Origin of the sequence: Vagococcus acidifermentans, assembly GCF_003987655.1 — a bacterium.
In the GTDB taxonomy this organism is placed as follows: domain Bacteria; phylum Bacillota; class Bacilli; order Lactobacillales; family Vagococcaceae; genus Vagococcus_B; species Vagococcus_B acidifermentans.
Genome location: NZ_NGKC01000019.1, coordinates 29,136 through 43,680, shown reverse-complemented (window position 1 = coordinate 43,680; position 14,545 = coordinate 29,136). Strand labels below are relative to the sequence as shown.

12 protein-coding genes are annotated in these 14,545 nt (G+C 39.0%); 8 read left to right on the top strand and 4 right to left on the bottom strand.

All coding sequences use genetic code 11. The annotated features are described in order from the left end of the window. Positions 1-328 precede the first annotated feature (328 nt). From croR to CBF27_RS12860, 3 genes are read left to right on the top strand one after another with little or no spacing between them, the layout of a single operon-like run. Positions 329-1,015, top strand: coding sequence for a response regulator transcription factor CroR (gene croR, locus CBF27_RS12870; protein ID WP_126814950.1), 687 nt, complete (start codon positions 329-331; stop codon positions 1,013-1,015). Then, a complete protein-coding gene (locus CBF27_RS12865) occupies positions 1,005-2,168 on the top strand; it encodes a sensor histidine kinase (protein WP_126814948.1) in 1,164 nt (387 codons plus the stop codon). Before croR ends, CBF27_RS12865 begins: the two co-directional genes overlap by 11 nt. Positions 2,169-2,218: 50 nt before the next feature. Further along, entirely contained in the window at positions 2,219-3,478 is a 1,260-nt protein-coding gene (locus tag CBF27_RS12860; RefSeq protein ID WP_126814946.1) for a serine hydrolase, read from the top strand. Between the two features lie 47 nt (positions 3,479-3,525). Here the strand turns inward: CBF27_RS12860 and menA are convergent, their stop codons facing one another. The 3 genes from menA to pplA all read right to left on the bottom strand — a co-directional run bounded on the left by menA (position 3,526) and on the right by pplA (position 6,585). Then, the gene (menA, locus tag CBF27_RS12855) at positions 3,526-4,464 is read right to left on the bottom strand and encodes a 1,4-dihydroxy-2-naphthoate polyprenyltransferase (protein ID WP_126814944.1); all 939 of its coding nucleotides are present in this window, start codon (positions 4,462-4,464) and stop codon (positions 3,526-3,528) included. Between the two features lie 7 nt (positions 4,465-4,471). Then, positions 4,472-5,539, bottom strand: a complete 1,068-nt coding sequence (locus CBF27_RS12850; RefSeq protein ID WP_126814942.1) for an FAD:protein FMN transferase — start codon at positions 5,537-5,539, stop codon at positions 4,472-4,474. A 134-nt stretch (positions 5,540-5,673) separates the two neighbouring features. Then, complete coding sequence (pplA, locus tag CBF27_RS12845; protein ID WP_126814940.1) at positions 5,674-6,585, bottom strand: extracellular electron transfer flavoprotein PplA; 912 nt, start codon at positions 6,583-6,585, stop codon at positions 5,674-5,676. A 231-nt stretch (positions 6,586-6,816) separates the two neighbouring features. Here pplA and CBF27_RS12840 point away from each other — a divergent pair, with 231 nt between their 5' ends. From CBF27_RS12840 to CBF27_RS12820, 5 genes are all read left to right on the top strand, one after another. Beyond that, positions 6,817-8,745, top strand: a complete 1,929-nt coding sequence (locus CBF27_RS12840; RefSeq protein ID WP_126814938.1) for an NAD(P)/FAD-dependent oxidoreductase — start codon at positions 6,817-6,819, stop codon at positions 8,743-8,745. Positions 8,746-8,839: 94 nt separating this feature from the next. Continuing rightward, complete coding sequence (locus tag CBF27_RS12835) at positions 8,840-9,370, top strand: Gx transporter family protein (protein ID WP_126814936.1); 531 nt, start codon at positions 8,840-8,842, stop codon at positions 9,368-9,370. Positions 9,371-9,381: 11 nt separating this feature from the next. Further along, on the top strand, positions 9,382-10,368 hold the full coding sequence (locus CBF27_RS12830; protein ID WP_126814934.1) for a polyprenyl synthetase family protein: 987 nt from the start codon (positions 9,382-9,384) through the stop codon (positions 10,366-10,368). Between the two features lie 134 nt (positions 10,369-10,502). Beyond that, positions 10,503-11,867 carry a citrate/2-methylcitrate synthase gene (locus tag CBF27_RS12825; RefSeq protein ID WP_126814932.1) on the top strand — a complete coding sequence of 455 codons (1,365 nt, stop codon included), beginning with the start codon at positions 10,503-10,505 and terminating at the stop codon, positions 11,865-11,867. Positions 11,868-11,981: 114 nt separating this feature from the next. Further along, positions 11,982-13,604: an ABC-F family ATP-binding cassette domain-containing protein gene (locus tag CBF27_RS12820; protein WP_126814930.1), complete on the top strand. Its 1,623-nt coding sequence runs from the start codon at positions 11,982-11,984 to the stop codon at positions 13,602-13,604. A gap of 61 nt (positions 13,605-13,665) precedes the next feature. Here CBF27_RS12820 and CBF27_RS12815 read toward each other — a convergent pair whose 3' ends face one another. Beyond that, positions 13,666-14,538 (bottom strand): DegV family protein, encoded by an 873-nt coding sequence (locus CBF27_RS12815; RefSeq protein ID WP_126814928.1) that lies wholly within the window; start codon positions 14,536-14,538, stop codon positions 13,666-13,668. Positions 14,539-14,545: the final 7 nt, after the last annotated feature.

The window sequence follows — 14,545 nt, the reverse complement described above, 5'->3', positions numbered from 1 at the left end:
TTGGTTCGTCTTACTTTATTCAGTTTTCAAAGGTCTACGTGTGCGTTTGTAGCAACTTTTATATCATAACAGCTGGCGTTTGTTTTGTCAACTGTTTTGATGACTTTTTTTGAAAAGTTTTTTCTGCCGACGCGCGACTGATTGTCATGCTCCGACGCGAACTTTCATATCTTAGCATAACATCTTTTCACTTGTCAACTGCTTTTTGAATTTTTTTTGAATAAAGTTTAAAAATAATTAAACTTAAATTGTTTAAAAGGAAATTATCCTATTATTTGTTACAATATAAGTAACATTGTAATCTATATGTGAGACAGGAGAATTTTAAATGAAGATTTTAGTCGCGGACGATGATAAAGAAATCGTTGAACTATTAAGTATCTACATACAAAATGAAGGTTATGAAGTAATCAAAGTGTATGATGGCAAGGAAGCTTTGAGCAAAGTAATTACCGATCCGGAGATTGGGTTGTTGATTTTAGATATTATGATGCCGGTAATGAACGGGATGCAGGTGGTCAAAGAATTGCGTAAAGAATCGCAAATCCCCATCATTATGCTGACTGCTAAAACTACTGACATGGACAAAATCCAGGGATTAATAGCAGGAGCGGATGATTATGTGACCAAACCATTCAACCCTTTGGAAGTGATGGCACGTGTAAAATCTTTATTACGTCGATCCAGCATGCAAGTAACAAATACCGAGCCGGACATTCTTGAAATCGGACCACTAATTATTAAAAAAGATTCTCATGAAGTAAAAACTGATACTGGTGTCAATATCCAATTAACTGCTTTAGAATTTGGTATCTTATATTTATTAGCCAGTCAGCCGAATCGAGTGTTTAGCGCAGATGATATTTTTGAACGTGTTTGGCAGCAGGAAAGTGTCGTGTCAGCAAAAACTGTCATGGTCCATGTCAGCCATTTAAGAGATAAAATTGAAGAAGCGACTGGCGGTGAAAAAGTGATTCAAACAGTCTGGGGAGTAGGTTACAAAATTGAAGGATGAAAAAAAATCCACCCGTATTATACTGACTTCTAAGGAAAAAAGCGAACTTGTTATTGAAGGTGTAGTCACAGTTATACTGCTGATTCTGTTAAACTTGGCCATGTATATGATTCTTGTTCAAGTCGTTGAAGCAAATCAGTCTTTGGAAGAAATGATTTACAACATCAAGCATGCGATCCATAATATGTACGACAGCAATCTTTCGCTCTCTTGGCGTATTCCTAGTCTGATGTTTATGGGAATTGCGGACCTGATTGTGTTATACTGGCGTTTGATACGCAGATACCGGCAAATGCAGCAACGGCATATTATCAGCGAACTGCATTATATTTCCAATGGTCACTACGATCACCGGATTCCTTTTAAACTTGGCGGTGATTTAGGTAAATTGATTCAAAGTATCAATGCATTAGTTGATAGCACGGTTGAAGCGATTGAGGAAGAACGCCGTATTGAGCAGTCAAAGGACGAACTGATTACCAATGTAAGTCATGATATCCGAACACCTTTGACATCAATCATCGGATTTTTGGGGCTGATTGAAGAAGGAAATTACCGTACAACTGAAGAGTTATTAAAGTATACCCATACAGCATACTCAAAAGCGAAACAGATGAAGCTTTTAGTGGATGATTTATTTGAATATACTCGTGTAAGACAAACCAATACTCCACTAAATATTATTCATTTTGACATGGACCAGCTTTTAGCACAGCTAGTTGTTGATTATGAACTTGAAACCGAAAAGTCTGGCAAAACAATTGAGTATACAACCACGCCAAAGCCGTTTGTTATGTCCGGCGATACCGACAAGCTGGTTCGCGTGTTTGATAATCTCATCTCAAACGCCCTAAAATACGGCCAAGGCGGCAGCAAAATTTTAATTGATGCCAAAAAGGTAAAAGAGAATGCAATAATTATCGTTAAAAACGATGGTACACCTATTCCCAAAAAATCACTCACACATATTTTTGACCGCTTTTATCGTGTGGAAGAATCACGTTCCCAGCACACAGGCGGAACAGGACTGGGGTTAGCCATCTCGCAAAATATTATCGAACGACACGGAGGCTCAATTACGGCAACTTCAGAAAAAGGCTGGACGTCATTTATTATCAAACTGCCTTTGGATAATGACGATGAAAAAAATTGAGTCCTGATCCGCGATTTATATACTATCGTATTAGGAGATTTAAAGACACTATGAAAAAAGTTGCACTACTTATCATTCTTATTTTTAACATGAACTTATACAGTACTCCCGTTTTTGCCAAAAGTATGAACACCGAACCGGTCATTGATGCCAAGGCTGCGTATGCTATTGATGCCGATACAGGAAAAATATTATTCGACCAGAATGGTGAGCAGCCTTTGCCAATTGCTTCCATCACAAAAATATTGTCGCTTTATCTCGTGTTTGAAGCAGTACAAGCAGGTGACATCAGCTGGTCGGACCCGATAGAAATTAGTGATTACCTGCACAATATTAGTTTGTCCCCGGAACTGTCGAATGTCCCGCTTTACCAAGATACTACTTACACTGTCAGAGATGCCTTTGAAGCGGCTGCTATTTCATCAGCCAATGCAGCTACCATTGCTTTGGCTAAAACTGTGGCCGGCAGCGAACCTGAATTCGTCGATTTGATGATGGCCAAACTAAAATCATGGGGAATTTCAGATGCTTACCTTGTTACCTCGACAGGACTTGATAACGACAGTATGGAAGGCCATATTTATCCCGGCAGCAGCATAAACGATGTCAACCGGATGTCTGCTAAAAGCATTGCTATTGTTGCTCGACATTTAATACAAGACTTCCCAGAGTATTTAGAAATTTCTCAAGTCAGTGAAAAGGTATTTGGTGAACAATCTGCTCATCCTTTTCCTATGACAAATTCTAATCACATGTTATATGACTACTCTGTATACCGGGAAGGTGTTGATGGACTCAAAACAGGCACTACTGATAAGGCAGGCGCTTGTTTTGTCGGAACAATCCAGTCTGAGAACTACCGCTTGATTACTGTTGTATTAAATGCACACCAACATGAGGTCAACAACAACGCCCGCTTTATTGAAACAAATAAACTGATAGACTTTGTGGAACATAACTGGTCTTTGGAAACAGTGCTGAAAAAACATGATCCTGCTACACCTGCTTCCTCTGCCGTGGAAAATGGAAAAGAAACGTCTGTCCAACTTATTTTAGAAAACGACGTCTCCATCTGGGTACCCAACAATGCGGACGTTCACACCTCACTTGAGTTAACGGAAGAAAAACTGTCAGCACCGTTAGCCAAAGAAACTGTCGTCGGTACTCAAAAAGCTTATGTGCCTTCTGATGAGCTGGGATATATTGATGGCACCAAAGAAAACAATCAAACTAATGTCCTAACTGAAACAGCTGTCGATAAAGCCAATATATTCGTTTTATTCTGGCGCGCATTGACAAATCTTTTTTAACGTTCAACTAAAAAGTTCCCCGTTCATAAAAATAGAACGGGGAACTTTTAAAATATCAGACTAATTAACAAACCGATAATTTGAGCCGTATTAAACACAACTAAATTTTGAATAGCCAGCGGAAACGTCAGACTTTTCGATTGCTCCTGCTTAAATTTCCGAATGTTTTTATAAATCAAAGGAAATGTCCCCCATGTCAGAAGCATAGGCCAACGATAAACGCCGATGACAACTCCTAAGGTGACCGCTACGTAACAGCTGTACATTAACAAACCGAATAATTGGATACCTGTTTCCTTCCCTATATAAAAAGGCAATGTGTAGCGGTGATTGCGAATGTCCTGTTCCAAATCACATATGTTGTTAGCTAACATAATATTGGCGATTGTAAATACCATTGGTAAGGACGCTAAAATGATAACCAATAAACTTTGAATATCCCCTTTTAGTACAAACTGCCAATCAGTTAATGAAAAATCTATTATCCCCAAGTCATACGTATTTAAATAAATTGTGATAAAAAAAATACCAAACCCCATCGTTCCGCCGCTGAACAATTCACCCAAAGGCATGCGTGACAGCGGTATCGGTCCGAACGTATAGAAGATGCCAATGAAAAAACACACGCCGCCGATGAGAAGGAGCAACATGCTTGTTTGAACTGTCAAATAAATACCGATAAGACTGGCCAGAGTAATCATGCCTAAAATCAGCAATCCCACTTTTTTCTCATTTAAACCAGCTTTGCCGATAATATTATGATTTTTTCGATAATCAGCATCTTGCGCTTTTCTAAAATCCATAAAATTATTAATCGCAGTTGTTGCCATATCAAACACAAGCATACCGACAAAGAAAACAATCATGTGATGAATATTTAGTTGTTGAAAATAAAATTTTGAAAAAAGAAGACCAATTAAAAAAGGAAACAAGCTGGCAAGTTTTGTGCGAATCTCTACTAATTCAAAAAAAATCTCTCTAGTCATCCCCACTTTAGTTTGCTCCTTTAAGCTCTTTCACTTTATAATTACTGTCCTGACTCAATTTAAAATTATCTTGAATACCTGAACTAATGTATATTTCGTCATTTTTCGTGACAAACACCGCATCTATATCCGATAAAGATTCAACGTAAGCCATACCATCAGCTACACCCATTGAGAAAACAGCGGTGGACAGACCATCTCCGTCTACAGATTTATCAGAAATAATCGTGACGCCGGCTATCTCGTTTTCAAACGGGTAGCCTGTTTTGCCGTTAAACAAATGATGATACGTTTTGCCATCCACTGTTAAATTTCGCTCATAGATACCAGAAGTTACCAATGATTTGTCTGTTACTTTAACGGTACCAACAACTGTATTGCGCGATTTATTCGGATCTTGAATACCCACTGTCCAATTTCCGTCGTCACTTTTAGGACTATTGCCCAACACAAAGACATTCCCGCCTAGATCCACAATCGCGGTTGTCACATCGTTGTCGTGCAACACATCAATCACTCGGTCTGTTATAAATCCTTTGGCAATCGCACCTAAGTCGAGCCGCATCTTCTTTTTCGGTAAAAAGATTGTATGTTGCGATTTATCCAGTTCAACGTCTTGATAATCAACTAATTTCAAAGCGTCATCTATCTCATACTGTTCCGGTTTTCTTGCATCATCAAACCCAATATGCCATAATTCCGTAATCGGCCCAATGGTTAAATCAAACCCGCCCTTAGACTGTTTGCTATAAGCGTAGGCCTGCTCAACCAACTCGAAGATATCCTCTGATACTTCAACCGGCTTAATACCGGCCTGATCATTGACCTCATCGATTTCCGAACCGGCTTGATTGACAGTGATGCGATCAGCTAAATCTTTAATTTTAGCAAAGGCCTGGTCCAGCACTTCCTCCTTGCCGTCGTCGTAAATCTGAATTTTGACATATGTCCCCATAAGAAATTGCTGTTCAGCATAAGGTTCTTTATTAATCGTCGGCTCCGCCTGGTTCTCTTTGTTGCCGCAGCCAGCTAAAATAAAGAGTCCAACGGCTAACAATATATGTATTTTTTTCAATTGTCTTCACTCTCCTAAAAGTTCGCTTTCATTTTATCTGTTTTTCAACATAATGAAAAGAACTTCGTTCCGCAGTAATAAAAACAACAAGCCAAGTTGTCGGCTTGTTGTTTTATTTTGTTAATCAAGAATCGCTATTTAGTTACGATGTTATCCACTAAAATAGTTTCAGTGTTGCCATTTTCTGCAGCATTGATCAATTGTGCAGCATACATCTGGAATGTATGTGATGAGTGTGTCGCTCCTGTAACAACCTCTACGTCACCGGCATTTCCAGCTGCGACCAATGATTCATTCAATGCAGGAATAAAATCGGAAGGACCTGTACCTGTTTGTTCCTTCATTTTCTCATTGTATTCGGCATTATCCACTTTGGACTCGCCGTCAGCATTGATATTATCATATTTGGATTCAGCAAGTTTGCCATCCTTGACAACAATACTGAAGACTGTGCGGTAACCATTGGATTCATTTTTTTCTTCTAGTGTGTAAGTACCGTCTTGTAAATCTGCACCATTGTTAATTTCAATCGTTTCTGTATTGCCCGCTTGAGCAGCTTGAATCAATTGTTGTGCGTAATTTTTAAATGTCAGGGATGAGTGTGTCGCTCCTGTAACAACGTCTACGCCATCAGCAGACTGTGCCGATACCAACGACTCATTTAATTCAGGGATGAATGTTGCCGGACCTGTTTTAACTTTCTCACTCATGCTCTTGTCATATTCTTTATCTTCAGATTTTTTTTCTTCTTTATCATTAATATAATCAAACTCAGACTTTGTGATTTTTCCGCTTTCGACAGTCATAGAAAATTTTGCTTTCCAGCCATGTTCATCCGCATTTTTTTCTTCTAATTGATAAGTACCGTCTTTTAATTCTCCACCTGCCACTCTCTCAGGTGCCTTTTCGGAAGAGTCGACTTTAGCGCTTGATTCTTTTGTTGATGTGTCTTTTGTATCGCTGTCGTTGCCGCCGCCGCAAGCAGTTAGCAATAATACCGAGAGAGACAATAATGCTATGCCGGAAACTAATTTCTTCGTTTTCATAAAATGTTCCATCCTTTTTTGTGAAATTCTTTTCAAAAATAATTCTAATCTAAACAAAGTGAAAAAGCAATCTTTTTTTTGATTAAAATTTAATTATTTCACATAATGCAGTATATTATTATTTTTTTTCTAATTCCGTAGACAATTTCGATTATAAATCATATAATGATAACGATTATCTATTAGCAATTATTATACTTAGTTTATTTGTTAACAAAGGGAGAGAAAAAAATGACTAAAACAGATATTGTCGTAGTCGGAGCCGGATATGCTGGGGTAGCGGCAACAAAAATGTTGTCAAAAAAATTGAAAAAAAACTCAGATGTCCGGATTACATTAATTGATCGGCATTCTTATCATACAATGATGACCGAGCTTCATGAAGTGGCTGGCGGTCGTGTAGAACCAGAAGCTGTCCAGTATGATTTGCAAAGACTGTTTTGCCGGCGTAAAAATGTACAATTAATCACAGACACCGTAACTAATGTCGATAAAGAGAACAAAATTGTGCACACCAAAAACGGAAATTATCCTTTCGATTATCTAATACTTGGTATGGGCGGCGAACCAAATGATTTTGGCACACCAGGAGTGAAAGAACACGGTTTCACATTGTGGTCAATGGAAGATGCGCTTGAAATTAGAGAGCATATCACTCGGACTGTAGCATTGGCTGCTCTGGAACCTGACCCGGAAGTAAGAAAAAAAATGCTCACCTTTGTTGTATGCGGATCCGGATTTACCGGAATAGAAATGATTGGCGAATTGATAGACTGGAAAGCGCGTCTTGCTCGCGATAATAAAATTTCACCTAATGAGATAACGTTGATGGTCGTGGAAGCTATGCCGACTATTTTAAATATGCTCAACAGAAAAGACGCAGGCAAAGCAGAGGCTTATTTATTAAGAAAAGGTGTCAAACTGCTTAAAGAAACTCCTATTGTCGAAGTCCAAGCAGAGGCAATTGTTCTTAAATCAGGGGAAATCATCCCGACACAAACGTTAATTTGGACGGCTGGTGTTAAAGCAAACAGCGATACAGCAGAGTTTGGTATGGAATCAGCTCGCGCACATCGTCTTGTTGCAAATGAATACATGCAAGCTAAAGGCTATGAAGCACAACAGATTTATGTTGTCGGCGACCTCGTTTATTATGAAGAGTTTGAAAACACGCCAACACCTCAAATCGTTCAGGCAGCAGAAGGAACAGCTCACTGCGCAGCTGCCAACATTATTGCTGATATTAACCAGACTGAAAAACACACCTATAAAGGCAAATACCAAGGATTCATGGTATCCATTGGCGCAAAGTATGGTGTGGCAGCACTATTTGACAAGATTCATCTTAGCGGATTTTTCGCCATGCTGATGAAACACATTGTCAACTTGAAATACTTTTTTGATATCCGTTCAGGATATTATATGTTCCAATATATCATGCATGAGTTTTTCCACATAAAAGATGAACGGAATATTATGCGGGGACACACTTCAAGATACGGCAATGTTCTGTGGTCTGTTCCTTTGAGAGTGTTCTATGGTGCTGTTTGGTTAGTTGAATCCATGAAAAAAATTATCGGCAATGGCAATGTGCTCAAACCGAATACATGGTTCGGCGACGGCTCATGGTTTACCGATACTGTCGCTTTCCCGTTTCCTTGGCTGCAAGATGCAGTGACAGGTGCCACTGGTGCTGCTGAAGCAACGGCTGGTGCAACAGGCGCCGCCGAAACAACTGAAACTGTGGCAGAGGCTGCCAGATTTGGATTGAGCTATGCATACGGCGAAACACCGATGACAGTGTTTGAGTCTATGCCAAAATGGTTCGAATCAATTATGCAATTCATGATGCCCAACAAGGAAGTTGCTTTGTTCCTGCAAAAATTCATGACAATTTTTGAGCTGCTGATTGCATTAGCAATTATAGTCGGACTGTTTACATGGTTAGCAAATGGTGTGACAATTGTACTTGTAGGCATGTTTTGCCTCTCAGGTATGTTCTATTGGGTAAACATTTGGTTCGTCTTCGTTGCTCTTGCCCTGATGAATGGTTCCGGCAGAGCCTTCGGTTTGGATAAATGGGTTATACCTTGGATTCAGCGCACCCTCGGCAACTGGTGGTATGGCAAACCAAAGTCGAGATATGAAGCAAATTCTTAATAAAAATGCTATAGTGAAGTTCTAGAAGAATCGGCTTCTAGAACTTTATTTGATAAATAATCAGATTTAACAGACTATCAATGGGGATTGTTACATGAAAAAAAATAAAAAATTAATCTATATTGCATTACTGGTGGCACAAGGTGTTATCATCGGATTACTTGAAAACATGATTCCCTTTCCCTTTGCTGTAGCACCGGGAGCAAAATTAGGTCTAGCCAATCTAATTACCATTATTGCACTGTTTACCCTTCCTATAAAAAACAGTATCTTGTTAGTCTCATTGCGGCTAATCCTTACTACTCTGCTTGGAGGAACCGTTTCTACTTTTATTTATAGCGCTGCTGGTGCCTTCTTAAGTTTTTTCGGTATGTTGTTTATCAAACAGCTGGGACCGAATAAAATCAGCACCATCGGTATCAGTGCTTTAGGCGGCTTTCTTCATAATGTAGGACAATTGTTAGTCGCCAGTTTGATTGCACGATCATGGTTTGTTATGCTCTACCTGCCGGTACTTTCCTTAATTGGTATTTTAGCTGGCATCGCAATTGGTATTGCCGCAAACTATCTGATGCTGCATGTAAAAACGATTCAAGGATTCAAAGCTGAATCAGAATTTAAATAAAGAGGTATTTTATGAAAATTCATGCCATGTGGGATAAATATCCTGACTTAAAACACAATTTGGAAAAAACACAGGCCTTAATGGAACAATCCATTCGCCTTCCAGATAAACAAATCGAGACCGCCATTTTGGATTTGATCCGTTCAGGCGGAAAACTGTTAAGACCTGCTTATTTACTGCTGTTTTCAGAATTCGGCAAACAACAGGAAATGAACAAAACCATCGCATTAGCATCAGCCGTTGAAACGTTGCATACAGCAACACTGATTCATGATGATATCATTGATGAAGCAGATACGCGGCGAGGTGTCCGAACATTACAACATAAATTTTCCAAAGACGTAGCTGTCTATGCAGGCGACTATCTCTTCGTTGTTTGTTTTAAATTGCTTGCAAAATATTCATCCTCGTTAAGGAGTATACAGCTGAATACTAACAGTATGGAATCTGTTCTTCTTGGAGAGATAGGGCAAATGAGTGACCGATATAATTTGGATCTCAGTTTAGACAGGTATATTCAAAATATTTCTGGAAAAACGGCCGAACTTTTTGCTGTCAGCTGTTTTATCGGTGCTTACGAAAATGGAACTACCCAGCAATTTGCAAACGACTGTCGAGAAATAGGAAAACTCATCGGAATCTCCTTCCAAATTGTTGATGATATTTTGGATTATTCGCAAAAATCGGAGATGATCGGAAAACCTGTATTGGAAGATATTCGTCAAGGAGTGTATAGCTTGCCGCTTATTCTAGCGGTTCAAAAAAATCAAGATGCTTTTCTGCCTTTGCTGATGAAAAAAGAGACAATCACTAACAGTGATATTCAGCAGATTCATCACCTAATTATTGAACACAACGGTATTGAAGCTGCACGCAGTGTTGCGGCAGACTATACTCAAAAAGCTCTCAAAAAAATTGCCCGTTTGCCTAATACTGCCAACAACACAAAAGAGACAATTTATGACGTAACAGAATCAATCCTTAATCGAACATTTTAAAAAAATTGCTGGTTTCTTAGAGGAGAAACCAGCAATTTTCGTTCTCAACAGAACAAAATAGTACCCCATCTATCCCTTATTTTGCCTCATTGTGTTATAATGTAATTCTAATCTTTTATTAAGGAGGACTCCCTATGACTAACAATCATTTGCAAATCACAGATGAAATAAAACATCTCGCGTACTTTTGTTCAAAGAATAATCGGATTGATCCAGAGCTGTATACTAAGTTTGATGTAAAAAAAGGGTTAAGAGATTTGGATGGAAAAGGAGTACTAGCGGGATTAACTAATATCTCCTTGGTAGAAGCAAAAAAAGAAGTTAACGGAAAGTTAGTCCCTTGCGATGGGCGATTATTATACCGCGGCATCAATATTAAAACATTGGTTGACGGTTTTATTATGGATAATCGCTTTGGTTTTGAAGAAACTGCCTATTTGCTGTTGTTTGGAGAATTACCGACAGAAAAGCAATTAGCCGATTTTCAACGACTACTGGCAAGTAAGCGCACCCTTCCCAAAAATTTTGTACGGGACGTTATCATGAAGACTCCAACGAAAGACATCATGAATGCTTTATCACGCAGCGTCTTGACACTTGCTTCTTATGATTCAAATGCTGATGACCTGTCAATTGAAAATGTCCTGTGCCAATCGCTGATGCTGATCAGTACCTTCCCGTTGTTGGCGGTTTACGCATATCATAGCTATAATTACTCAATCAATGAAAAGAGTCTTTATATTCATTACCCTGAAAAAGACTTATCCACTGCTGAAAATATTTTACGGCTGCTGAGGCCCAACAAAATTTATTCCGACATTGAAGCAAAAGTCCTAGATTTAGTCTTGATACTTCACATGGAACACGGCGGAGGAAACAACTCGTCCTTTACGACACATGTCATTACTTCATCAGGGTCTGACACCTATTCGACCATATCGGCTGCCCTCAGTTCGCTAAAAGGACCAAAACACGGCGGTGCCAATATCAAAGTCACAGAGATGTTCAACCATATGAAACATGTGATTAAAGACTACCGTGATGAAGACGAAGTGCGCAACTATTTGAGTGAGTTACTCAATCGACAAACCTTTGACAAACAAGGGTTAATTTATGGAATGGGCCACGCCATTTATTCTGTGTCAGATCCGAGAGCTGATTTGTTGAAACGTTTTGTTGAACAATTAGCCGAAGACAAAGGCCGGATGGAAGAGTTTCATCTATACTCGCTGGTGGAAAAGCTGGCGCCTGAAGTCATCGCAAAAGAACGAAAAATTTACAAAGGTGTCAGTGCCAACGTTGATTTTTACAGCGGTTTTGTTTACAGCATGCTCGATTTACCGAAGGAATTGTACACACCTATGTTTGCAATTGCCCGAATTGTTGGCTGGAGTGCCCATCGAATCGAAGAGTTGATCAACGTCAATAAAATCATCCGCCCTGCTTACGACAGTGTTTTTGAATATCAAGAGTATACGCCACTTGATAAGAGAAGCTAATGTTTTAGAAAGAAACATTAGCTTCTTTTTCTTTGCCTTGAAAAAGAAGTCAAAGCCCGTTATAATTCTTGAAGTATGGATAGATAGTGGAAAAGAAAGAATTGAGGTATGTAAATGATCACAGTAACTGATGTTAGTTTACAATTTTCAGATAGAAAATTATTTGATGAAGTCAATATTAAATTCACTCCTGGAAATTGCTACGGTCTAATTGGTGCAAACGGTGCAGGAAAATCAACATTTTTGAAAATTTTGGCAGGTGAAATTGAACCAACTACCGGTACAGTCACTCTCGGACCTGATGAACGACTTGCTACATTAAAGCAAAATCACTTTGATTATGAAGATTATTCTGTTTTGGAAACAGTTATCATGGGACACAAACGTTTATACGACATTATGCAAGAAAAAAATGCCATTTATATGAAAGAAGATTTTTCCGACGAAGACGGCATCAAAGCAGCTGAACTGGAAGGTGAGTTTGCTGAACTGAATGGCTGGGAAGCTGAGCCTGAAGCTGCTTCACTGTTACAAGGTTTAAATATTCCCGAAGACTTGCATCATTTAAAAATGTCTGAGCTTTCAGCCGGACAGAAAATTAAAGTGCTGCTTGCTCAAGCATTATTTGGGAAACCTGATGTTCTCCTGCTGGACGAGCCTACCAATGGACTGGATGTACAATCCATTGCCTGGTTGGAAGAATTTTTGATTAATTTTGATAATACTGTTATTACCGTTTCTCATGACCGTCACTTTTTAAATAAAGTATGCACACACATGGCTGATTTAGATTTTGGAAAAATCAAGCTTTTTGTCGGCAACTATGATTTTTGGCTGGAATCCAGTCAATTAGCAGCCAAACTCTTGGCTGATCAAAATGCGAAAAAAGAAGAAAAAATAAAGGAACTTCAAGAGTTTATCGCTCGCTTCAGTGCGAATGCTTCAAAATCAAAACAAGCGACATCTCGTAAAAAGATGTTGGAAAAAATTACTTTAGAAGATATTCAGCCTTCTTCCCGACGGTATCCTTACGTGGCTTTCAGTCCTGAACGGGAGATCGGCAACGACTTACTGATTGTTGACAACATTTCAAAAACAATTGATGGAAAGAAAATCCTTGATAATGTCTCGTTCACATTAAATAAACAAGACAAAGTTGCTTTTATTGCCAAAGATGACATCACCACAACGGTTCTGTTTAAAATAATCATGGGAGAAATGACTCCCGACAGCGGTTCTGTCAAGTGGGGAGTGACCACAAGCCGTGCTTATTTGCCAAAAGACAGTTCTAGTGAATTTGATAATAATACACAAACGATTTTAGATTGGCTTCGCCAATATGCAGCAAAAGAAGAAGATGACAACACCTTCCTGCGAGGATTTTTAGGGCGCATGCTCTTTTCCGGAGATGAAGTTCTTAAACCGGTTAATGTCCTATCCGGCGGTGAAAAAGTACGCTGCATGCTGTCGAAAATGATGTTGTCGAAAGCCAACGTACTGGTTTTAGATGATCCGACCAATCATTTGGATCTGGAATCTATCACAGCTCTTAATGATGGTTTAATCGCATTTAAAGGAGCTATTCTATTTGCTTCCCATGACCATCAGTTCATTCAGACAACAGCTAACCGCATCATTGCAGTATCTAACAATGGTGTAGTCGACCGGGCAGAAACGACTTATGATGACTTTTTGGAAAATCCGACGGTGCAGCAACAAATAGCAAAAATATTTTAAATGAATAAAAGCTTGCACTATCTGTTATTCAGATAGTGCAAGCTTTTAGTTTTTATGAAATTTATGATTGCCGCTCTTTTCCGAATGAAAAAATTGCAATGGCACCTTGTCCTGTATGGCTGGCGATTGTTGGTCCCATTTTCATCACAGTGATTTCCTGCGTTGGAGATTTTTCTTTCAGCAGTCCTGCCACATACTCGGCCGCAGCCAAGTCACCTGCATGAGCTATAAAAATACCATAAGCTTTGTTGATTCCCTTCAGAGTTTCATCAACAACCTTCTCAAGAGCTTTTTTTCTGCCCCGTACTTTACCAACATTAATCAGCTGTCCTTTTCGGTTAACAATAATAATAGGTTTAATTTTCATTAACCCGCCAATAGCCGCTGTCGTTTTAGAAATTCTGCCCCCTCGCTCCAAATGGGCTAAATCATTCACCGTCACCCATGAATGTAAAAACATTAGATGAGTGTCTAACCATTCCAGCGCGTCCGCTAAACTTTTCCCTTGATTTCTCAATTTAATAATTTCATAGACAAGAAATCCCTCGCCTAAACAAGCGGCTTTGGAATCAACTATCGTGACGGGAATATCGGGATGCGTTTCTTTTAATAAATTCAAAGCTGCCTGCGCATTGTTGTATGAACCGCTCAAAGCGGATGAAAAACAAATATACAGCAATGGTGTCGTGCTGTTCTTATACGGTTCAAAAGCCGTTAAATAAGTGCCGATATTGATTTGAGAAGTACTTGGCATCTGGCCATCTATAAGTTGTGCCATAAACCACTCATAATCAAAATTCTCCCCTAAATCATCTGTATATTCTTGATCATTTAGATTGATAGTCATGCTGACATAGCGAACATTATTTTTCTTTAACAATGTATAAGGCAAGTCACAGCAAGAATCGGTCATCACATCAAAGCTGCTTTTCATGTTTCTT

What these genes read in the sequence shown, in the direction of transcription:
- CBF27_RS12840 (WP_126814938.1), top strand. Translation starts at nt 6,817, where the DNA reads ATGACTAAAACAGATATTGTCGTAGTCGGAGCCGGATATGCTGGGGTA.
- CBF27_RS12860 (WP_126814946.1), top strand. Translation starts at nt 2,219, where the DNA reads ATGAAAAAAGTTGCACTACTTATCATTCTTATTTTTAACATGAACTTA.
- CBF27_RS12815 (WP_126814928.1), bottom strand. Translation starts at nt 14,538, where the DNA reads ATGAAAAGCAGCTTTGATGTGATGACCGATTCTTGCTGTGACTTGCCT.
- croR (WP_126814950.1), top strand. Translation starts at nt 329, where the DNA reads ATGAAGATTTTAGTCGCGGACGATGATAAAGAAATCGTTGAACTATTA.
- CBF27_RS12830 (WP_126814934.1), top strand. Translation starts at nt 9,382, where the DNA reads ATGAAAATTCATGCCATGTGGGATAAATATCCTGACTTAAAACACAAT.
- pplA (WP_126814940.1), bottom strand. Translation starts at nt 6,585, where the DNA reads ATGAAAACGAAGAAATTAGTTTCCGGCATAGCATTATTGTCTCTCTCG.
- CBF27_RS12825 (WP_126814932.1), top strand. Translation starts at nt 10,503, where the DNA reads ATGACTAACAATCATTTGCAAATCACAGATGAAATAAAACATCTCGCG.
- menA (WP_126814944.1), bottom strand. Translation starts at nt 4,464, where the DNA reads ATGACTAGAGAGATTTTTTTTGAATTAGTAGAGATTCGCACAAAACTT.
- CBF27_RS12820 (WP_126814930.1), top strand. Translation starts at nt 11,982, where the DNA reads ATGATCACAGTAACTGATGTTAGTTTACAATTTTCAGATAGAAAATTA.
- CBF27_RS12835 (WP_126814936.1), top strand. Translation starts at nt 8,840, where the DNA reads ATGAAAAAAAATAAAAAATTAATCTATATTGCATTACTGGTGGCACAA.